We start from the raw sequence: 20,811 nt of genomic DNA, 5'->3' as shown, positions 1-20,811 counted from the left end.
CGTTCGGAGGCATGGCGACGTCCCGCTCGGGCACAATTCTCAACTATGCGCCCGAGCGGCGCGAACTGGGATCGGTCATCGCTTATTATTGTGCCGCGCCCCGCCCCGCCTTCGTATTCGTGGTAACCGAGGATCACTGGCCGCTGGCTTGGTATGATCCGGTCGACGACGTCATCTTGCGGCACGACAGCATGCCGGAGTTCGAGACCTATCTGCAGCATCGCGTCGTCGAGTTGAAGCGTGTCTGGCTGCGCCTGTCCGAGGAGGTCCGCGACTATCTGGCGGACGACCGGCGCTCGACCATCCTCTATCCCGCCATCGTCGAATATCTGAGCACCCATCTGTTCGCCGAACTGCAGGGGCTGCTTGTCATCGTCGAGAACCAGGCGATAGACCATGTCGCGGCGATCGCCTGCGTCTCCCCTGAACCGCTCGGCCCGATCCAGACATTGCTGCCCGAATATGCGGGCAAGACGATCGATCGCAGCGTCTTTGCAGACGATGTCGCCCTCAACCGGGCGCTGTTCGGGCAGCGCCATTTCCCGGTGCGCGTCACCGGCGGGATGGCTGATGACGGCCTTACGGGTCGGGTGGCGGCACAGGCACGCTCAACGGCCACGGCGGACTGGATAGCCGAAATCGAACGACTGCGGGCCCCGCACTGGCCGCTGCTGTTCGTCTCGCTCCGGTCGCGCAGCCGCCGACTGCGCTTGTCAGGAGAGGAAATAGCGGGATTCTTCAATCGGGTGGCCTCGGTCCATCCCGACCTTGCACTGGTCTTCGATGGCTATGCCCTGGCGGACAGACCGATCGATCCGGCCGTCCTCCGCGACGAAGCCGCGGTGATCGACGGGATCGTCCAGCACCTGTCGGTCCCGGCGCTCCGCTCGGCGGGACGATCGATGAGCGATTCCATCTATGCCGCGATCCGCTGCGACCTGCATCTGTCCGAACAGGGGACGAGCACGACGAAGGGTGCGCTGATCGCGAACCGTCCGGGCGTCGTCATCGGTCCTCGGCAATTCGGCTGGGATGTGCGGGCCTTCCGCGATCCCTCCCCGCTCCTGCTGACACCATGGGAGCAGGCAGAGGATGTCGTGGAAGGCGATATCCAGACGGATTACCGGCTCGCGCCTGCCGTGATCTGCGATGCCCTGCTCGACGCCATCGGATTCCTGCCGCCCCGTGATCACCCCTGATCCGGGTCGATGCCCGCTGTTGCCGGGGCGGCTCCGGGAACCAGAACAACATCAGTAAATCCTGTATCATTTGGTTTTCGTCAGTTGTCGTTGCGCGGGACGCAGGCATTTCGCATCATCACTGCATGTCGTTCGATCATAAAGTCATCCTCTGCGCCGGGCTCAACCGGTCCGGCAGCACATGGCAGCTGAATGCCGCTCATGCCTTGTTGCAGGAAGTTCATCCCGGATTGGCGGTCCGCATCAGCTGGATCGGGGATTATGATCCCGCCGATCCGGCCGACGTCCACCTCGTCAAGGTCCACCGGCACCGCGACGCTGCAGGCTTGGGCGATGTCATCCTGTCGACCTATCGCGATCTGCGCGCCGTGGCGGGATCCCTCGTCCGCATGAAATGGGCAACGGTAGACTGGCCGCTCCTCAGATCCTTTCTCGACGCCTATGTCGAGGATGCGGATGCCTGGGAGGCGTCGGCGAATCTGGTGATCCCGTATGAGAAGCTGCTCGACCGCCCTGCCGAGATACTTTCCTCGATCGCGGAAGCGATGGGAATCGATCCAACACCGGAACAGATCGCTGCCGTCCTGGCGCGCCTCGAAAGGCTGGCGCCCGCCTCAGACACGCCTGCCGGCAACCTCGATGTCTTCGACAGGGAGACGCTGCTCCACAACGGTCATATCGGGGGCCGGGCCGATGCGGCGGCGATGGCCCAGTTGCCGGAAGCCCTACTCGGCCAGATCGAGACGCGCTATCACGACTGGCTCGTTGCCCACCGCTACGTCCTGTCGGCGGACCGGATCGCCGCCTGCGCCAGACGTTGTGCGGACGAGGTAGAGACGCTGCATCGATCATCGATCACCATCCCCCTCCTCACCCTCGATCCGATCCGGCTGACGCGATCCGACATGCCGCCTGGTCTCGCCTTGTCCGGTTTTGCCGCGGAGGAATGGGGCAGCTGGTCGATCGCGCCGGTCTGCAGCCTGATCTTCCGCACGCCGCCCGACATGCAGGCCGGGCATATCTTCCTGAACGCGGGCGCGTTTGTACCGCCCGGTACGCCGGCGATCATCGCGACGGTCTTCCTCAACGGCCAGGAAATCGACCGCTGGCTGTGGCGAAGCCTCGATCACCAGCAACTACGCATTCCGTTCGAAGGCTTGCAGGATTTGCATGTCCTGACTTTCCATATTGAGGGGGCCCGATCGGCCCGGTCATTGGATCTCGGCGAGGACGACCGCAGGCTTGGTCTTGCCGTGCAGACGATCTGGATCGCGGGCGGCTCCATCGCCGCATGACATGATCATCATGCCTGGCAGCGCCCCGAACAGCGGTGTGGCGGCGATCCTGTTCCGTTGCAACGGCGGAGCCGTTGATCACGGTACGGCGCGATACCTTTAAGAATGCACTCGCCACGTTGCGTCCGGACGAGGCGATCCTCGGTCTGCGCATATTCGACCCGGCAATGGGGTCGGGCCATTTTCTTATCAGCCTGGTCGAGATGCTGACCGACCACGTCTTCGACGCGACGGCGGAGGTCGCGGTTGCCGGCGCCAAACTTGATTACCGGTCACCATTGCTTCGCGATCGCCGCCATCATCTCCAGCCTGGCCAACCTGGTTTAGGCAATACGTCGTCGCACCGCTGCAAGCGATCCGCTGGTCAGCGATTCTACCCGTGCAGCGCTTTCTTCAAAGCTTGTCGAGTGAACCGTTTATGGGGCATTCCATTGCGTGCAGCGGGTTGTTGTGCGCTCTCATTCGATAGGGACCGCGCAGAAGCGCCGGTACTACACTCCGGTCAAAGCGTAGTCCTGAACCAGCACTTTCTCCGGTACATGCCATACCCCGGCAATCTTGCGGATCATGGGTAGTGTAAGGGCACGGTGACGCGCCAGTATTTCGGTCACGCGTGATTGGCCGATCACCGCCGCCAGTTCGGCGCGCGTGTGACCGTTAATTTCCATTGCCGCCTCGACCGCGCACACCGGATCAAGTGGTTCCGAGCGGTGCGGCTCCGGTGCGAGCGTTGCTGACGAAAGAACTAGCACGCGAGGGTTACCTTAAGACGGAGCACAACGGCAGGATGCAGGCGCTAATTGGTTGCAGCAGGGAATCGATCGAGTTCAAGCATCGGATCATCTCAGCCGTTTTGCTGCGGCTCGGCATCCCATCGATTATTGGGCACAAACCGAATGCGAAATATCAGGTTACTTCTTCCTCTAATAATTGAAAAAATAGAAATCGACCTGGTTAGAGGGTTTATTCCTTAGGTTAGAGAGTTAGGTCGGCGTTCGAGCCCTCCTAGGGGGCGCAATTGCGTGAGTCGCCGGGATGCTAGCGTTCCGGATGTGTCGTCGCTCCGTTCCTGAAGTGTCGAGTAATGCGTTCCCGAAGGATCGACCATGCGTTCCCGAAAGGGCGAACTGTGTTCCTGGAGTGTCGATGATAGGCCCGAACAGCGAAAACGCCGAGCGCAATTGAATTACTTCAACCGGCTTTGTCATCGCATATGTTCAATCCTGTCGAACGCACGGCTCCCTCTTTGCATCGCGGGGATACGCCCGACACTTCGGGAACGGCGGGGATGACAATTCAAAGCTTGTCGATCCGCGGGCGCGCCGCATCCCTGGCGCAAAAACGCCTTCGGGCCGAAATGCGGCTAGCGGCCAAGTTCGTGGCGGTGCTTTTCATGATAGCGCCGGACAAAGCCAATGAACGCGGCTTGGTAACTGACCGGCGTTCGCGCACTGTCCGCCTCTACCCAAGTGCGGAATTCGGCGTGCAGCGTCTGGTAATCCCATCCCGGGCATTCCGCGCGTAGCGTTGCCATCGTCGCATCGGTGACTTCGCCCGCGGTCGCGCGCGTTGCTAGGCTGGTGCGCGACCGTCGCAACAGGGCCGCGACATCAATCGTCTCATCCTCTACGCCGGCCGCAATAGCGGGCTTGATTGGGCTTGACCTTGCGGTAGGCTTAGCGCCCCCTCCCCCATGCGCTGCCACAGTCTTGACTGGCCGCTCGACATCGCTGCGGCGTTGCATTCGCAGCGACGGTTCGCGCTTCCCGGCCGGGGCTTCGAGCGAAAGTGCATAGCCCGGCAGCTCATTGCGCTCGACGATCTTGGCGATCTCGAACTTGAAGCGGCGATATTGCCCCTCCGCGCCCGATTTTTCAAACAGCGTCGGCATGGCGATCGCGAAGCCGACCTCCCCTGCCCCGCCGGCATGTTTGCGCGCGACGCGGTACAGCCAGCGCTCCCGCCCGCCGGTAAGGTCGAAATAGGCCCGGTCGATCGACAGCACGCCGCCCTGCATCATCACACCTTCCCAGAACCAACTCGACACCTCGATCGTCATGCCCCGCGACCGTTCGGTCTTCTCGTCGACCAGCTGAGTCCATCCATCGAGCCAGCTGAATGTCGCCTCGCGGCGGTTCTCGGCGCGGATGTTGGTCTTGATTGTGGTCGACACTAGCCGGTCGAGCGCCTGCCCGAGCAGTTCATAGGCGCGCCCCGTGGTCGGCCGCCCGATTGCGCGGAGCAGGTCGTAGGGCATTAAATGGAGCTTGCGCGGTACGTCATTGACGCCGCGCCGCGCCATGTCGGCAAGTACGCTTGCGCAGTAGATCAATATATCCGCGTCCCAGATCGTCGCCATTCCGTAGTCAGGGTTGCCCGAGACATGGACCCATAGCTTGCCATCGGGGCTGCGGTAATCGATCGGCTTGACGCGCTTCGACTTGGCGAGGCTGAAGAACGGACGTTCCATTATCTCGCGCTGGTCGCGCAGCGGCATGTCGACAAGATAGGGGAGGAACAGGTTGAATTCTTCGGACACGCTCTGGCGCTCGGTACGCGTCATGCGGTGGGACTCCCGATGTTTCCCCGGGGAAACACGCTCACCGTTTCAGCCCCCGGCCTTCGGCCTCCAGATGCGCGAGCGCCTTACGCAATGCGCCGACCAGTTCGTCGGTCCCCGCACCTGACCCGGCGTGGAGCCGGATCGTGACGCCCTGACGGTTGCTCGACTGGACGCTAAGCCCGGGGCGGCCATGCGGCGTGGTCCAGATGAACGGAGGCACGGTCTCGACAGGATCGTTCTGCGCCTCGAGCAACCGCCGCAGTACGTCGGCGGCCGGGTAGGGGGCCGCACCCCGATTGCGCCGCGCGGTCTGTTCGCGCGAGAGGTCGCGTGATGCGCTCTGGATCGCCTTGGCCGCATCCTTGTCGTCGAGCGCTTGGGCCAGCGCATAGGCGGGCTTTAGCTGGACGTCAGCGGGGGAGGCGAACGCGGCGATCACCGCGTCGGGGATCTGTGCAACCTTGACCATCTTCGACAGCCAGCCCTTCGACACTTTGAGCCGTTCCGCCATCCGCGTCAGGTGGTTGCCGTAATGAAGTTTCAGCGCCTCGGCATAATTACGCGCGCGCTCAAGATCAGACACGTCCTTGCGTGCACGGTTCTCGAGATCCGCTAGCCGGAACGCCGCTTCGTCGTCGAGATTGGCGACCTGGGCCACGAACTGCATTTCGGGATAGGAGTGTGCGCGAAGCCAGCTGATCGACCAGTGGCGCCGCGTGCCCGCGATCACTTCGAAGTCATGCGCCGGATCGCCGTCGACGCGCCGCACCACCGCGGGGACCTTTTGCCCGCCCTCGGCGATGATCGAGTCGATTAGTTCGCGGCAGCCCTCCTCGGTCAAGTGGCCGTAGCTGCGCGCATTGCCCGGCCAAATCCGCACGCGCACGGGATCGAGCAACAATTGCGTCACCTGCCGCACTTCGCCGCTGGTCACGCGCGCGAGCGCGGTCTCGCGGTTAAGCAGCGTACTGCCGCGCGTCCGTTCGGACGCGGGCTGGGCAAGGGGCGCGCCCGCGTCGGCGTCGGTCGGGTCCTCGGCCAGCAGGGCCGCGAGATAATCGGATTGCTTACGCGCCATGCGAAACCTCCGGCACGAGACATATCGTGAACGTTGCGCTGTAGGACAGCATGAATTTCGGGTCAGGCGACATGCAGCACATCCTCTTCGCGCGCGGGTTCGACCCGGCCCCAGCTTTGGCGGACAAGCTGCTCGATCTGCCCCATCGCCTCGTCGAGATTGGCCCGGCAGCGCTTATGGGTCTTGGGCGTGCCGATCGGGCGTTCGAGTTCGTAGATCGTCATCATGCGCATCGCGGCATGGCTAATCTCGGCGGATTCGAGGATTGGCACCGGGAGCAGGGCAGGGCCAAAGCTCTGCTCCATGATAGTGCGGACCATAGCGTGGCTGGGATCGTTGCCGTCGAACTTGGAGCAAATTAGCCGCAAGAAGCTGTATTCGACCTCGATTCCGGCATTCGCAAGCTGCTGGAGCACTTGGTCCATCATCGACAAGAACTGCACGGTCGAGCAGAAATCGGGAGTTGTCGCGGCGAGCGGGACGAGCAGGGCGTTCGCCGCCTGCATCACCGCAAGGCTGATTGTGCCCAGCGCGGGCGGCGGATCGAGCAGCACCACGTCGTAATTGCGTGCGAGATCGGCAAGCCCCTGTTTGAGCTTGCGGAAGCGCGCGGCGAGGACCGACTGCCCGTCCGATCCCGCTGCCGCAAGTTCATATTCGACGTCGAACAGTTCGAGGTTCGACGGGATTAGATCGACATTGGGCCACGGCGTCGATTTTACCGCGTAGAGCAGGTCGGCTCGGGTCGGGTCGATCGACAGATAGGGGTAGAGCGTTTCCTCGCGCGTGATGTTGAAATGCGGGTTGAAGCCGAACAGCGTCGTCGTCGTCGCTTGGCTGTCGCAATCGACCACCAGCACACGATACCCCTGCACCGCGAAATAATGCGCGAGGTGGCAGGTGACGGTCGACTTGCCGACCCCACCCTTGAAATTCTGCACCGCGATGATCGCCGGAATATCGAGCGGCGCGCGTTGCGGGGAGGCACCGAGCACTTCGCGCATCTGGAGCAGTTCCTCGACCGAATAGCCGAGCCTGCGCCCGTTTTCGCCCGCCGGGGCAGGGGGGAGGCGACCGTCGTCTTCCGCCATGCGGATCCGGTTGGTCGAACAGCCGAGCAATTGCGCAGCCTCGGCAATCCCGAAGCGAACGTTGAGTCCTTTGCGACTTTCGGGCAGGAACGCCTTGCGGCGCAGGCGTTCGATCATCCGTTCGCCCGCATCCGCCAGTTCGCCGATGTGGTTGACGATTGCATTCATGAACCGGTCCGATCGCGCGATTGAAGCTTGATAGATGGTTTATAAGTGCATTAGCTTCAAAGCGGAAGGCCGTTGCACGCGATGATCGATATCGGTCCGATCGAGCGATTGACCGTGGGCTTGTGCATATTCATCGTAATGTAATATGCCCTCCGAAGCCGATAGCGGCGTCTTGAGACAGATTAGCTTGGAATCGGCCATGAAGTGCTGATCCTGATCGCGCTCACGCTATTGCTAGGCTTCTTCTCACTCATCGGGATCGCCATTAAGCAGGGTGCGGCTGCCGGCAGCCCGTTGCACGGGGCCTCGCTTGTCGCATTGCGCCGTACCCGCGATCGGACATAGCGGCGCGCGCGCCTTCTCCGGCGCCGAAGTAACTTTGCCCGGCTTCGTCGATCACGACTGCGCGCCTCTCATTTGATGGCCGGCGGAAGCGGCCAGTCGCGGAGGTGGGCGTTGGCGCCCTGGGTCTCGCGGCACCAGCGACAGAGAGACGAGCCCAACGGTCCCAATCGAATTCCGGATCGCTGGGCAAGGACCACGTCTGGGTGGCCAGCCGTAGCGATCACGGCGGACTCGCAATAATCCTCGATCGCCGTCCAGTCGCTGCAGGCCGCGAAGTCAGCGACCGTATCGCCGCAAGGCTGCTTCACGGGGATTCCAAGGCCCGTGCATAGGTGGGAGAGGCTAATGCCAGCACCGGTCCCCTTGAAACAGTCGTGCAAGTCGACATGCAGGCCGGGTCGGGCACGGTCATGGAGCCGCGCCAACGTCGGAATAGGAATGACATTGGCGATGGCTCGGTTGATCAGAACCGGCAGGTCGAACGCTTTGCCACTGTAGGTCGTAACTTCGTCGGCATCGGTCACACATTCCTCGACGGAGGCGACAATGCCGCGCTAGCTCAATAAACCGCGCGAGTAGCTTTGCAGGCTGATGCCGAGCTGTCCCAGTTGGTTCGCTCGACCGTCAGGATCAAGGCGGCGGCAAGCTCGTGGAGCGGCCACGGTGCGACTTCGCCGGTGTGGGTGTAGCGCGCGTCCGCCATGGCGCGTGCGTTGGGGATCATCTCGATATTGAGAACGCAGATCTTCATTGTTTCATTCCTCAAGTTGGTTGCAAGCCGCTCAACATCGGCATCAGCTCTCGACAGAGCTCCCGCCGCTCATCCGCGCTGCTGGGAGAGCCAGTCGGCCCATCCCTGACCAAGGATGCCTTGGCGCCGAGCTTTGCGACTGGTGTGGAATCTCGAAAATGTGACCCGCCGAGCCGGCGACTGAATGGCGATGCTCCTTGGTCGAAAAGCCAGCCAGCCTTGGTTGGTGCTGGGCTATGACAACAGCGAGCTGACGCAACCTTGCCATCCGCGCGTGCACGAAGCCCCTAGCCAGTTCCTATTGTGCGTGGAAAGTCAGGGTGTCGTCGAACCGCATGGTGAAGATCACAAGCAGATCGCGTTGCTCGGCCACATCTGATCCTCATAGAGCGCAATTACGCGATCAACGTTTCGCAGGTGGTCAGGGGATTCCTAAAGCTCGGCACCCGCTTGTCGCGAATGTCCTAAGTTTTGCAACAGCACCTCAAAAATCGTTTTCTCTCGTTTGTCGATGTTGCAAAAGTCTGTTGCATAATCTTCGTATTTCGATACAGTTATGCGACATGATGATTGGCTATGCCCGTGTGTCCACCGATGACCAGGATCTCCGGTTACAACGCGCTGCGTTGAAGGAGGTTGGATGCAAGCGGACGTTCGAGGAGAAGATCTCGGGCGCGAAGCGTGACCGGCCTCAACTTACCAAGATGATCGAGCAACTGCGCGACGAAGACACGGTCGTAGTGACGCGGCTCGACCGGCTGGCTCGCTCGACCCGCGACCTGCTCGATATTGCCGAGAGACTGAAGGAGGTCGGCGCCGGTCTGCGCTCATTGGCCGAGCCCTGGGCGGATACGACCTCGCCCGCGGGCCGGATGGTGCTGACCGTGTTCGCCGGCATTGCCGAGTTCGAGCGTGAGCTGATCCACCAGCGCACCAGCAGCGGGCGGGTAGCAGCCAAGGCGAGAGGAGTGCGCTTCGGCCGCCCGCCCAAGCTCACCCCCGATCAGATCGCGCTCGGCGAACGATTGATAGGCGAAGGTACATCAGTGCGCGAAGCCGCCAAGCTGCTTAAATGCCACCATGCGACGCTCTATCGAGCGCTGACCGCAGCGACGGTGACTCGATAATGCGGTGGACTGCGCAACCTGACGCTTCGGAAGGGAAGGCCTGATGCCTATCCGCCTCGAGCACGTGTTTCTGTACCCGATCGACTGGGCCCAGCTCTCGCACCAGATACGTTTCGTGCGGGCAGGGGGACACTGCGAGCATTGTGGACGTCCTCACAAGCAGAAGGTCTTCCACCTAGGCGACGGACGGTGGTGGGACCGGAACCGACAATGCTGGCGCAATGGCCGAGGCCGGCGGGTGCGAAGGCCTACGGAGAACATCCTGCTACAGGGCCGGTGGACACCGGTTGTCCTGGCCTGTGCGCACCTCAACCATGATCCGAGCGACAGTGCGTTTCATCAGCTAGCTGCGCTCTGCCAGCGCTGCCACATGCTCCACGATGGCCCGGAGCATCGACGCCGGCGCTGGACGAATGCACATTACAGGCGCGCACTCGGCGACCTGTTTTACGGTCCCTACCCCATGCTGGGGGGCGACTGGATCACTCCCACTCCGATCAGCATGCTCGACGACAGTCGATTATTATATGCCTACATGCGATGATTGCTGGGCGGATAAGCCAAGCTTACGCTACGGCTTTTAACAGAAGTCTACCGGTGTGTCAGGAATCCTATACCGGACGATTTTCTGTCGATCCATCCACTAGTTGGCGAGCTGCCGCGCCAGGACGAACGGTGCGAACAATTGATTGATAACGCTCACAAGTTTGGCCGGCTGGTTCGCCGCTGCATTTGCGATGTAGATCACATCCTTGTCCTGCATGGCAACGCGCTGTGACAGGAAGTAGCTTTCGGGCTTAAGCAAGTTCAAGCGATAGATCACCGGCTCCTCACCTCCCGTCTGCGGCTGCACCGTGTAGCGGAACAAGAAGATCGCCGATGGATCTGCGGTCGCGTCGCTCGGCCCACCGGAGCGGGCAAGGGCTTCGGCAAGCGAGACCTGACCCGTTTCGAACGGCACCTGGGAAATTTTCGCCACCGCTCCGAAGACCGTATAGGTCCGTGGCGATCGGATCAATTCGATGCGATCGCCAGGGTTCAGCACCACATCATCCGGCATGTTGGCGCGGATCGTTGCCAGCCGTTGCTCCACAACACCGGAGCCGCGCACAAAGCGAACCACCGTGTCTTCCGATGTATTCGCGCTGCCGCCTGCGGTTGCGATAGCATCGAGCAGGCGTTCTCGGGCAAGGGACAGCGGTTGGCGTCCGGGGCGATTGACTGCGCCTGAAACGAACACCGTATTGGACACGTTCTGCTTGATCGAAACCAAGGCCCGTGCATCCTGTGATTTGCCCCGGAAGGCCGCGGCGATCCTGGTCTGAGCCTGTGCCACGGTCAAGTCGCCCACCGCGATGCTGCCGAGATAGGGCAACTGGATCCTCCCGCTCGCATCGACTACCGTATCAGGGAAATTCTGGGCTCGGGCGGACGGGTCGAAACCGACTGCGTCCCGTCCGCTACCGCCGAACAGCGATACGCCCACTTCGAAAATCGCGATCGACAGGACGTCGCCTGGACCGATCAGATCCGCGCGACGGTCCTGTGAAAGCGTTGCGATCGACCCCGGCATATCGGTGCTTCGCTGACTGACACTGCTCAATTGGTTGACCGTCGTCAGGTCCAGATCGACGATGCGGAACTTCACGCTGCCTTTTGCTCCGTTCGCCTGGCGCACGACGGCGCGGGCGGTGGGCCCGTTCGATGGCAGGGTGGCGCAGGCAGGCAACGTCAACGTTAATGTCAACGCCGCGAGACGCATCGCGGTCGACCGACAGCGTAGATCGGACGAACTTACCGCCATTTTCATATCTGGTCCTGATTTTCTGGTCATCAAAGCTGCGGCAATTGGTACGCTAACGGAAGTGGTCTGGAGATTACGAGATTGCAATTGGTGGTGTGCCGAGCCAGCCTCATCGATCGCGTCATAGTGAACACGCGCGCCGCCATACAGGACCACGCCGCGCCGACAATAGGACTACAACGTATTTTGATCGTATGAGATCGTCATCAGCTCGCATTATCGCGACGGGCGATCCGAGTTTCCTCGGAGGGCGCTTATCCCCGCTGTTCAGATTCCGCGAGCCACCTCTCAAATTTCTCGCAACCTCACGCTGCGTGCGGCCGCTGGTGGCCGCCAGCCGGACCGCCTCGTCCTCAATTTCTTTTGTAAACCGTCGTTGTTTCGTCATCGAGTTCGCCTTTTCACCTTAGGAAAACTCTCTACTTTTCCGAAGCAAGTCCACCGGGATGCTGTGCCGCTATATATCAACTACCGCGATCTGTCGGTGCAGCAACTCTGCAGCATCTACGAACGCCTGCTGAAACACGAACTGACGGTCGAGGACGGCACGCTAAGCGTCAGCCCCAACGCCTTCGCGTGCAACAACAGCGGCAGCTACTACACGCCCAATGCGCCGATCGGCCGATCCTCGACCAGACGTTGGAACGGCGATTGCATTCGCCCATATTTTCTTTAAGCCGCGCCCCTAACGATCACGCCCCAGGATACAGAACAACAATGACGAAGCGTGCCCTCATTACCGGTATTACGGGCCAGGACGGTGCCTATCTGGCCCAGCTGCTGCTCCGTAAGAACTATGAGGTGCACGGTGTCGTGCGCCGCTCTTCCCACCTCGGGGTCGCCGATCACCGCCTGCGCTGGCTAGGCATCGCCCAGAACGTGATCCTGCACGACAGCAACCTGTCGGACCTCTCATCGCTGATCCGCATCGTCACCGAGGTCCAGCCGGACGAGGTCTACAACCTCGCCGCCCAGTCGTTCGTCGCGACCTCCTGGAAGCAGCCGATTCTGACCGCCAACATCACCGCGGTGGGCGTGACCAACGTGCTGGAAGCGATCCGCTTGGTAAAGCCGGATACACGCTTTTATCAGGCCTCCTCGTCGGAGATGTACGGCCTGATCCAGCAGGAGCGCCAGTCCGAGACGACGCCTTTCTATCCGCGTTCGCCTTATGCGGTGGCCAAGCTTTACGGCCACTGGATCACGGTAAACTACCGCGAAAGCTTCGGGATGCATGCCTCCTCCGGCATCCTGTTCAACCATGAAAGCCCGCTGCGCGGCGTGGAGTTCGTGACGCGCAAGGTGACGGACGGCGTTGCCCGCATCAAGCTCGGCCTCTCTTCCGAACTGAAGCTCGGCAACATCGATGCCAAGCGCGACTGGGGCCATGCGCGCGATTATGTGAAGGCGATGTGGCTGATGCTGCAGCAGGACACGCCCGACGACTACGTCGTGGCGACCGGCGTGACCACCACCGTGCGCGATATGTGCCGGATCGCCTTCGACCATGTCGGTCTCGACATGGAGAGCTACCTTGTCATTGATCCCGAGCTGTTTCGCCCGTCCGAGGTCGACGTACTGCTTGGCGAGCCCGCCAAGGCGATCGAAAAGCTTGGCTGGGCGGCCGAGACCTCCCTTCACGACATGATCGTCGAAATGGTCAACGCTGACATCGAGCGCCTTTCCTCCCCGGCGGCGCCCACTGAACAGCTGATGCCCGAAATCCACCCCTGAAGATGGCGGTCGAGCAAGCGGAAGCGCCCCTACCGTTCCGCCGGATATTGGTAACCGGCGCGGACGGCTTCGTCGGCCGCCATCTCGTTCCCCTGCTTGCAACCCGGCTACCTGCCAGCGCCCGCATCATCAGCGCATCCCGCACCGCGTCTGCCGCACAGGGGGCAATCACGTTCGATCTGACCGATCCTGCCGGGGTCGCCCGCGCGGTCGCCGCGGTCGAGCCGGATCTGGTCGTCCATCTGGCGGCGCAGGCGTCGATCGACCAGTCGCTTGAAGAAGCGGCCGACACCTGGTCGATCAATCTGGGCGGCAGCCTCGCGCTTGCCCGCTCGCTTGCCATGACCGTGCCGGACTGCACTGTGTTGCTTGCCAGCAGCGCCGAAGTCTATGGCCTCGCTTTTAACGAAGGCAGCGTCACCGAATCCTCCGTCCTCCAGCCATACGGCCCTTATGCCCGCTCCAAGGCGGCCGCCGAGAGCATGTTCGCCGACGTGCTGCCCAAGAGCGCCCGGCTGATCGTCGCACGGCCGACCAACCATAGTGGGCCGGGGCAGGATGAACGGTTCGTCATCCCCGCCTTTGCCGCTCAGATCGCACGCATCGAGCGGGGGGACGAGCCGGTTCTCAGCGTCGGCAATCTCGATGCGGAACGCGACTTCCTCCATATCCGAGATGTGGTGGCGGCGTATCTGGCGCTGCTGATGGCGGCCCCCGCCCTGCCGCACCGCAACCTATTCAACATTGCTTCCGGCCAATCCATCCAGATCGCGGACATTCTGACGCGACTACGGGCGATGAGCCGCATCCCGACCAGCGTGGTCCAGGATCCCCGGCGGATGCGGCCGAGCGAGGTGCCCCGCGCCCGGATGAACAGCGATGCGCTTCGGCAAGTGACGGGCTGGGCGCCCGCGCATGATATCAATATGATGCTGGCCGATGTGATGGCGGACCAGCGCGCCCGCCTCGGCTGATCGCGGATTAACGGCCCGAACTACTGACAGGATAGCCAATGGTAGCCAGAAGCTATCATCTTGCGCGGCAATTCGATGCCAAGGCCGGCGGACGCCGCCCGATCACAAGTTGCATGGCGCAGGGCCTGTTCCTACAGCCTGATCTGGTTTTGCAACATCAGGGGCTTCACCGCCCACACACCCGCCCGGCCCCCTAATCAGCTTACTCTATAAAAAAACGGGTAGGACTGCGGGCCGGTGAGGCTTTTCCCCTTCAAGGACTCCGGAATGCAGCGACTTGATATCGGGATCGACGGCTACAACCTCGCCATGCCTCGCGGCACCGGCATCGCCACATACGGCCACACGCTGGGGCATGTGCTGCAGGAGGCGGGGCACAGCATTACCGGCGTGTTCGGCCTCCACGTCGGCCATGATCCCGCCTTGCGCGAGACGATGTTCTTTGATCGCGTCGGACAGGAGGCGACGGGAAAACGCATCTTTGGCGGCAAGTGGCAGCGGCGCCTGCGCAGCTGGCACGCCACGATCGACCGGCGGTTAGAGGTGGACGCTGTGGAGGTGCCTCTCACCCATCGCGTCGACAAGCAAGTCTTTACCGAACGGCTTCCCGCGTTTGATCGGATCGTCTCCAGCCCCGGCCTGTTCCCGCTGGCAATGCGCTATTTCAACGCACATCGCCGCTTTCTGACACTTCGGATGGAGCGGCCGCCCTCGATCATGCACTGGACCTATCCAGTGCCGGTGCGGCTGGAAGGCGCGTGCAATATCTACACCGTCCACGATCTGGTGCCGCTCCGCCTCCCCTATACGACACTCAGCGACAAACCGCAGTTTGCGCGGCTGCTGAGGGGCTGCGTAAGCGAAGGCGACCATCTCTGCACCGTCTCCGAGTTCAGCCGCGCCGACATCATCGACCAGTGCGGGGTCGCCCCCGATTTTATCACCAACACGTATCAGACGGCGTTGCTGCCCGCTGAGATCGAGGCCGAGACATGGGAAGAGAGCGCCCGACAGGTGGAAGGCCTATTCGGCTTGCGCGCCCGCGGCTACTTTCTGTTCTTCGGTGCGGTCGAGCCGAAGAAGAACATCGGCCGCCTGTTGGAGGCCTTTCTGGGGCTAGGGCTCGAGACGCCGCTGGTGCTGGTCGGTGGGCGCGCCTGGCTGAGCGAGGGAGAGCTGTCGCTCCTGCCTGCAAACGACCCGCGCATTATCCGCCTCGACTATCTCGGCCGCAAGGCGCTGCTCCGCCTCACGCGGGCGGCCCGCGCGGTGCTCTTCCCCTCGATCTTCGAAGGCTTCGGCCTGCCCGTGCTCGAAGCGATGCAGATCGGCACGCCCGTCCTCACCGGCAACGGCAGCTCGCTGCCCGAGGTGGCGGGGGAGGCGGCGCTGCTGGTCGATCCGTACAGCACCGCCGCGATCGCCCATGGCATCGCCCGGTTGGATGCCGACGAGGGCCTGCGCGCAGCACTCTCTGAAGCGGGGCCGCTACAGGCGGCACGCTTCAGCCCCCAAGCCTATCTGCCGCGATTGGAGAAGATGTATGCCGCTGCGCTGGCGTGAGTTCCAACAAGCGGATAGGCATTTTCGGGGCGGGGTGGTAAGTGGCAGCAGTTATGTCTGAGCTTACCCTGCCGCAACCGCGGCGTGCCTCCCTCGCCAAATGCCTTGCCATTCAGGCGCGCGTGATCGGCGCAATCATCATGCGCGAACTGCATACTCGCTACGGCCGTGATAATATTGGCTACCTATGGCTGATCTGCGAACCGCTGATGCTGGGATCGGTGATCGCGATCCTCCACTCGGCCACCGGCAGCCATGGCGGCGCGATTAATCCGGTCGCCTTTACCGTGACCGGCTATACCAACTTCATCATGTTCCGCGGCATCGTCAACCGCTCGGAAGGGTCGCTGCATGTCAACATGCCGCTGCTCTATCACCGGATGGTGACGGTGTTCGACATCACGCTCGGTCGGGCGCTGTTGGAAGTGGCGGGCACCACCTCCGCCTTCACGATCCTGATGTTCATCTGCTACGGCCTCGGCTACGTCGAGGTGCCAGCACGCCCGCTCTTCCTGCTGGCGGGCATCGGCTACATGTTCATCCTGTGCTTCGGATTGAGCATGCTGGTTGCCGGGGGAACCCATGATCGTCCGTTCCTAGAGCGCATGGTCCATCCCTTCAGCTATTTCATGATTCCCCTCTCGGCGGCCTTCTTCATGGTGGCTTGGGTGCCGGAGAAATATCGATACTACCTGATGTTCAATCCCATTCCGCACATTTTTGAGATCATCCGATATGGCGTATTCTCCACAGCCAATCTGGATTATGTTGATTTCGGCTATCTGAGCGGCGTCTGCGCGGTCCTGAACCTGCTCGGCCTGATCGCTATCCGCGCCGTCAAACCGCGGCTCCACATGTCGTGACCGTCACGTCCTCCTCGAATGCACAGCCCGGCCCGTCGGCACAATCGGATCAGACACGATGAACAACCAAAGCCACAACTGGTTCGAAGCGCAGGCGCTTCCCGAGTTCGACCAGCGCAGTACGCTGCGCCGGTGGTGGGACGGGGCCTCAGCGTGGCGCTATCCACTGCTGCTGGTCGTTCTGCCGACGCTGATCGTAGCGGCGTATTTCTATCTGGTGGCCGCCGACCAATATGAATCCGAGGCGCATTTCATCGTCTCCACCGATACCTCGGGCGGCGGCGGCGGCGCCAGCAGTTTCGGCGCCATGTTCGGACTGGGCGGCGCTGGCTCCCAGAACCAAACGATGGCCGTGCCCGACTATCTGTCGTCGCACGAGGCCATCGCCGATCTGTCACGCAAGCTCGATCTCGTCGCCATGTTCCGCCGGCCCGAGGCCGATGTCCTGAGCAGGCTGCGCAAGTCCAACCCCACCCCTGAGGATCTGCAGCGCTATTTCGAAGGCAAGGTGAAGGTTCAGCACCAGGAGGACGGCATCATCGCGCTTACGGTTCATGCCTTTCGACCTGCCGATGCCCACGCCATCGCCGATGCGCTGATGGCGCTGGGTGAAGAACAGGTCAACCGCATGAACCGGCGCCGCTATCGCGATGCTGTGGCGCAGGCGCAGGCGCATCTGGCGGAAGCCAAGCAGCGTGTGTCGCAGATCCAGGGGCGGATGACCGCCTATCGCCAGCAGGGGCGCGATATCAATCCCGAAGCCTCGGGCGAAACGCAGCTTCGCCTGGTTTCCAGCCTGAAGGGCCAGTTGGCTTCGGCTCAGGCCTCATTCGCCGCGATGAAGGGCACCATTAGTACGTCCAGCCCGCAATACATCGCGCTTCAGCGATCGATACGTTCGCTTCAGAGCGTCATAGCCAGCCAGTCGTCCGAACTGACCGGCAACAGCCGGACAATCGCGTCGAACCTCGGCGGCTACGAGAATCTGCGCGTGCAGCAGGAATTTGGCGCCAAGAACTATACCGCCGCCGCCGCCGGGCTGGTCAAGGCGCAGGAGGATGCCGCCCGCCAGCAACTCTACATCGTGCGCGTGGTGGATGCGAATATGCCGGTGAAATCGCTGTATCCTAAGCGGGGGCGGACCGTGCTGATAACCTTTTTCGCGCTGGCCCTCGCTTATGCGATAGGATGGCTGATTCTGGCAGGCGTCCGCGAACACGCAGCCTGAGCGCGCAGCCTGATCCGGCTTGCCGGATCAGGCTGCGGCCAAACCCCATGAAAGCGAGCCGCTCGTCGAGCGGCGCCAGCGGCACCGAGAAATCTGACAGGTGGATCGGCTCCTTCCACGACGGGGTGCCGAACAAGATGTTGTACTGCTGCCCGCCCAGGGCCGCGAGATCGAGATAAAGGGCTCGATCTAACCCTGCGGGGCGAGATAGATCCGGCTGGTCGCCGGGTGACAGAACAGGCTTATGGTCTCGCCGCCCTCATCTGGCCGACGACGATCCGCGCGTTCCGGAACAAGGCGATCTGCTCCAGGAAATCCAGCTCCTCAGGCTCGGCCACCCGGAAGCCGCACTGGCAGCAGCGCCCATGTCTCGTCGAAATTGACGATTGCCGGCTGTGCGGCGGGCGCCAGGCTATGAACAGCCGCGCGTCCGACCCCGGCGATGTTGAGCGGCTTTCGGTATGACCGTTCAACAGCGCGATCCCACAGAGGGCTGCTGCTTGCCTTTCTCGACGGGTGCCGGCCGCCGCGCGGCTCGGCTGCATCACTGTCTCGCGATATTCGAACAGGCTCGCCGCCAGCCTGTAGATCCGCTCCGGCGCGCCGGAGACCAGCCGTTGCTGAAATCATCACGGCCCCGGGTTCTTGTCAGCGCGCGGCCATGCGCCAGCCTTCCGCCCAAAGCGAAAGCTTTCGTGCAACGGCGCCTACCGCCGCCGGTCGGTCGCATCCCGGCCATATTGCCGCTCGATCGCCTCCATCCGACGGTTGAATGCCTCGTCTTCATCAGGTGCCGCGATCACCTCGTCGTCGCGGCGCAGAAGGCGAAAGGACGCGCTCAGCAGGAACGTCAGCCCGACGGCGAGCAGCGCATACAGGACATATCCGATCACAGGCCTATCCTCCGGTTCGGCAGGCGAAACAGTCAGCCGTCCTGTCACCCGCCCCGCATCAGCACCATGCCGAAGGGCAGAACCGCCCCCCGCGCCGGTGTCTCGATACCATGGACGAACCGCAACCGACCTACATCGTTGTAATGGGAAAGAGCCAGGACGGCCATCCGCTCGATATCATGGCGGGTCAGGGCATTACCGTGCTCGCCGTCATGATCCTCGATATAATCGAACACGTGCACTGCCAACCCGCCCGGCTTGGCATGGGCAAGGCCGTTGACCACGAAACTGATGAATTCGGTCTGCGTCATCAGGCGGTTGGCGCCGATCGACCAGAGAATGTCGAACCGGCCGTGGAAGGTCGGGTTTGTCTGGCGGACGTCCTCAACGGTCAGATGCACATTGTCGAAATAATCCCGCTCGCTGCACAGTTCGGGAATGCGCATCTCGCCCAGTTCCCGCCCCGGATCGAACGGCGGCGGATCGATCGCATGGCGCATGCCGACAAGCTCGTTTCCCTTGCCGCCGAAATAGGACAGCAGCGGCGCCTGCGCCTCGCCGAACCCCATCATCCGCTTTGGCCCGTCGTCGGCAAAGCGGTCGATCGCGCGCAGGACATAAGCGAGCGACCAATTCTCGAACGATCCCAAGGGATCGCGGTACAGCAATTGTATCGCGCTCCTGAACGCGGGCTCGCGGCACTGCTGGGGCGTACCGACCTGCGACTGCGGCAGTTCGAGCGTCGGCAGATCGAGGTCCGTCAGCGTCCGGGCGACGAGCGCCGCCTCGGTTCCCGGACGACGCGGCGCCTTCTGTCCCGCCGGCCAGTCCCAGGCGCGCGCATGATGGTCCGGCGCCGCCTGCCGGTCGAGCGCCACCGACAGGCCCGAGGCGGCGATGTCCGTTTCGCCGTTGATGGCGCAGGCGATCGCATAAAAAGCGTTGCGATAGCTTTCGAATTCCAGTTCGACGACGCCGCCTGCCGCGATCAGCTCGGCCCCCCCCAGCGGGATCGTCTTGAGGCGGATCTGTTCAGCCCCCGGCACCGCGGAACGGACCCGCACCTCGAACAACAAGGTGCCATGCGTGATCACTAGATCGTGGAAGCGCACCACCGCCTTGTTCAGGCCAAGCGCAGGGCGGCTGTCGGGCGTTTCGAAGAGATAAGCAGGATCGGGGGCTGGCTCCGGGCCGCCCAACCCTACAATCCGGCTCGCCCATTGCGGATGCGCTCCGAACGGATCCAGCGGCAGGGCTTCGACGCCGTCTGCGGCTTCCATCGTCTGGCTCATCGCGCCCCCCTAGCATCTTTACAGGCCGACGCAATCGAGGGCGCAGATCCGAGCGCCGCTCGGGATGGAATTCGGCGGCTGCATCGCTATATACGCGGCGTCATCAAGGATGCATTCGCGTGATTCGTTTCGAAGACGTCAGCAAGACCTACCACGGCCGCAAGTTCGAGAAGCGGGTGTTCTCAGGGCTCAACTTCACCATCAACAAGGGCGAGGCGATCGGCATCTGCGGGGCCAACGGCGCCGGCAAATCAACGCTGATGCGCCTAATATCGGGGATCGAGCAGCCGACGACGGGTAATGTCGTCCGCAAGATGACCACGTCTTGGCCGATTGGCTATTCCAACTGCTTCCAATCGAGCCTGACCGGGGCCGATAACGCCCGCTTCATTGCCCGCGTCTACGATAAGCCCGAGGAGGAGATGCTCGCTTTCGTCGAGGATTTCGCCCAGCTCGGCACCTATTTTCGGCAGCCGGTGAAGACCTATTCCGCCGGCATGGGCGCTCGCCTCGCTTTCGGGGTCAGCCTAGCGATCGAGTTCGACTGTTACCTCGTCGACGAGATCACTGCCGCTGGCGACGAGCGGTTCCGGGCGCGGTCGGAGGCAGCACTCGTCGCCCGGCGCGAGAAGGGCACGCTCATCATGATCTCGCACGACCAGCACACGCTTAACGCCTATTGCACGCGCGGAGCAGTGCTCTACGGCGGCTCGCTCATCCACTTCGACGATGTGAACGAGGCGTGGGGCGTCCACAGCCGCCTTCAGGGCCGCCCGGTCTGAGGGCGGCGAGGGCTGGCCGTGGGAATCGATCCGGCCTAACAGCCGTCATCGGGTGCCTCGG

21 protein-coding genes are annotated in these 20,811 nt (G+C 62.5%); 11 read left to right on the top strand and 10 right to left on the bottom strand.

All coding sequences use genetic code 11. The features are described 5' to 3' along the window. On the top strand, nucleotides 1–1,199 hold a 1,199-nt coding region (locus tag ABIC16_RS20980), incomplete at its 5' end, for a hypothetical protein (protein WP_354292893.1). An 80-nt stretch (nucleotides 1,200–1,279) separates the two neighbouring features. Here ABIC16_RS20980 and ABIC16_RS20975 read toward each other — a convergent pair. Continuing rightward, a complete protein-coding gene (locus tag ABIC16_RS20975; protein WP_354292891.1) occupies nucleotides 1,280–1,504 on the bottom strand; it encodes a hypothetical protein in 225 nt (74 codons plus the stop codon). A 21-nt stretch (nucleotides 1,505–1,525) separates the two neighbouring features. On the opposite strand from ABIC16_RS20975, the gene ABIC16_RS20970 reads away from it, so the two are divergent. Continuing rightward, a complete protein-coding gene (locus ABIC16_RS20970; protein WP_354292889.1) occupies nucleotides 1,526–2,494 on the top strand; it encodes a hypothetical protein in 969 nt (322 codons plus the stop codon). A 491-nt stretch (nucleotides 2,495–2,985) separates the two neighbouring features. On the opposite strand, the gene ABIC16_RS20965 is transcribed toward ABIC16_RS20970, so the two are convergent. From ABIC16_RS20965 to ABIC16_RS20940, 6 genes are all read right to left on the bottom strand, one after another. After that, on the bottom strand, nucleotides 2,986–3,246 hold the full coding sequence (locus ABIC16_RS20965) for a hypothetical protein (protein ID WP_354292887.1): 261 nt from the start codon (nucleotides 3,244–3,246) through the stop codon (nucleotides 2,986–2,988). A 611-nt stretch (nucleotides 3,247–3,857) separates the two neighbouring features. Further along, on the bottom strand, nucleotides 3,858–5,057 hold the full coding sequence (locus ABIC16_RS20960) for a replication initiator protein A (protein ID WP_354292885.1): 1,200 nt from the start codon (nucleotides 5,055–5,057) through the stop codon (nucleotides 3,858–3,860). 37 nt (nucleotides 5,058–5,094) lie between these two features. After that, a complete protein-coding gene (locus tag ABIC16_RS20955; protein WP_354292883.1) occupies nucleotides 5,095–6,135 on the bottom strand; it encodes a ParB/RepB/Spo0J family partition protein in 1,041 nt (346 codons plus the stop codon). Between the two features lie 62 nt (nucleotides 6,136–6,197). After that, nucleotides 6,198–7,394, bottom strand: a complete 1,197-nt coding sequence (locus ABIC16_RS20950) for an AAA family ATPase (RefSeq protein ID WP_354292881.1) — start codon at nucleotides 7,392–7,394, stop codon at nucleotides 6,198–6,200. 413 nt (nucleotides 7,395–7,807) lie between these two features. After that, entirely contained in the window at nucleotides 7,808–8,263 is a 456-nt protein-coding gene (locus ABIC16_RS20945; protein ID WP_354292879.1) for a 3'-5' exonuclease family protein, read from the bottom strand. A gap of 35 nt (nucleotides 8,264–8,298) precedes the next feature. Beyond that, nucleotides 8,299–8,490, bottom strand: coding sequence for a hypothetical protein (locus ABIC16_RS20940; protein ID WP_354292878.1), 192 nt, complete (start codon nucleotides 8,488–8,490; stop codon nucleotides 8,299–8,301). A 184-nt stretch (nucleotides 8,491–8,674) separates the two neighbouring features. On the opposite strand from ABIC16_RS20940, the gene ABIC16_RS20935 reads away from it, so the two are divergent. Both ABIC16_RS20935 and ABIC16_RS20930 read left to right on the top strand, forming a co-directional pair. Next, nucleotides 8,675–8,869, top strand: coding sequence for a hypothetical protein (locus ABIC16_RS20935; RefSeq protein WP_354292876.1), 195 nt, complete (start codon nucleotides 8,675–8,677; stop codon nucleotides 8,867–8,869). A 184-nt stretch (nucleotides 8,870–9,053) separates the two neighbouring features. Then, complete coding sequence (locus ABIC16_RS20930) at nucleotides 9,054–9,617, top strand: recombinase family protein (protein ID WP_354292874.1); 564 nt, start codon at nucleotides 9,054–9,056, stop codon at nucleotides 9,615–9,617. A 643-nt stretch (nucleotides 9,618–10,260) separates the two neighbouring features. Here the strand turns inward: ABIC16_RS20930 and ABIC16_RS20925 are convergent. Then, the gene (locus ABIC16_RS20925) at nucleotides 10,261–11,577 is read right to left on the bottom strand and encodes a polysaccharide biosynthesis/export family protein (RefSeq protein ID WP_354292872.1); all 1,317 of its coding nucleotides are present in this window, start codon (nucleotides 11,575–11,577) and stop codon (nucleotides 10,261–10,263) included. Between the two features lie 295 nt (nucleotides 11,578–11,872). Here ABIC16_RS20925 and ABIC16_RS20915 point away from each other — a divergent pair, with 295 nt between their 5' ends. From ABIC16_RS20915 to ABIC16_RS20890, 6 genes are all read left to right on the top strand, one after another. Continuing rightward, nucleotides 11,873–12,097, top strand: coding sequence for a hypothetical protein (locus tag ABIC16_RS20915; RefSeq protein WP_354292870.1), 225 nt, complete (start codon nucleotides 11,873–11,875; stop codon nucleotides 12,095–12,097). 41 nt (nucleotides 12,098–12,138) lie between these two features. Beyond that, nucleotides 12,139–13,155, top strand: a complete 1,017-nt coding sequence (gene gmd, locus ABIC16_RS20910; RefSeq protein WP_354292868.1) for a GDP-mannose 4,6-dehydratase — start codon at nucleotides 12,139–12,141, stop codon at nucleotides 13,153–13,155. A gap of 2 nt (nucleotides 13,156–13,157) precedes the next feature. Then, the gene (locus tag ABIC16_RS20905; RefSeq protein ID WP_354292866.1) at nucleotides 13,158–14,129 is read left to right on the top strand and encodes a GDP-mannose 4,6-dehydratase; all 972 of its coding nucleotides are present in this window, start codon (nucleotides 13,158–13,160) and stop codon (nucleotides 14,127–14,129) included. A gap of 267 nt (nucleotides 14,130–14,396) precedes the next feature. After that, nucleotides 14,397–15,692 (top strand): glycosyltransferase family 4 protein, encoded by a 1,296-nt coding sequence (locus ABIC16_RS20900; RefSeq protein WP_354292864.1) that lies wholly within the window; start codon nucleotides 14,397–14,399, stop codon nucleotides 15,690–15,692. A 53-nt stretch (nucleotides 15,693–15,745) separates the two neighbouring features. Further along, the gene (locus tag ABIC16_RS20895; RefSeq protein WP_354292862.1) at nucleotides 15,746–16,555 is read left to right on the top strand and encodes an ABC transporter permease; all 810 of its coding nucleotides are present in this window, start codon (nucleotides 15,746–15,748) and stop codon (nucleotides 16,553–16,555) included. Nucleotides 16,556–16,613: 58 nt separating this feature from the next. Then, the gene (locus ABIC16_RS20890) at nucleotides 16,614–17,783 is read left to right on the top strand and encodes a KpsE/RkpR family capsule polysaccharide export protein (RefSeq protein ID WP_354292860.1); all 1,170 of its coding nucleotides are present in this window, start codon (nucleotides 16,614–16,616) and stop codon (nucleotides 17,781–17,783) included. A gap of 707 nt (nucleotides 17,784–18,490) precedes the next feature. On the opposite strand, the gene ABIC16_RS20885 is transcribed toward ABIC16_RS20890, so the two are convergent. Then, nucleotides 18,491–18,676 carry a hypothetical protein gene (locus ABIC16_RS20885; protein WP_354292858.1) on the bottom strand — a complete coding sequence of 62 codons (186 nt, stop codon included), beginning with the start codon at nucleotides 18,674–18,676 and terminating at the stop codon, nucleotides 18,491–18,493. A gap of 44 nt (nucleotides 18,677–18,720) precedes the next feature. Next, nucleotides 18,721–19,968: a hypothetical protein gene (locus tag ABIC16_RS20880; RefSeq protein WP_354292856.1), complete on the bottom strand. Its 1,248-nt coding sequence runs from the start codon at nucleotides 19,966–19,968 to the stop codon at nucleotides 18,721–18,723. A gap of 119 nt (nucleotides 19,969–20,087) precedes the next feature. On the opposite strand from ABIC16_RS20880, the gene ABIC16_RS20875 reads away from it, so the two are divergent. Next, the gene (locus ABIC16_RS20875) at nucleotides 20,088–20,750 is read left to right on the top strand and encodes an ABC transporter ATP-binding protein (protein ID WP_354292854.1); all 663 of its coding nucleotides are present in this window, start codon (nucleotides 20,088–20,090) and stop codon (nucleotides 20,748–20,750) included. Nucleotides 20,751–20,811 lie beyond the last annotated feature (61 nt).

Origin of the sequence: Sphingomonas sp. PvP055 (assembly GCF_040546365.1) — a bacterium.
In the GTDB taxonomy this organism is placed as follows: domain Bacteria; phylum Pseudomonadota; class Alphaproteobacteria; order Sphingomonadales; family Sphingomonadaceae; genus Sphingomonas; species Sphingomonas echinoides_A.
This window is presented reverse-complemented; position numbering and strand designations above follow the sequence as displayed.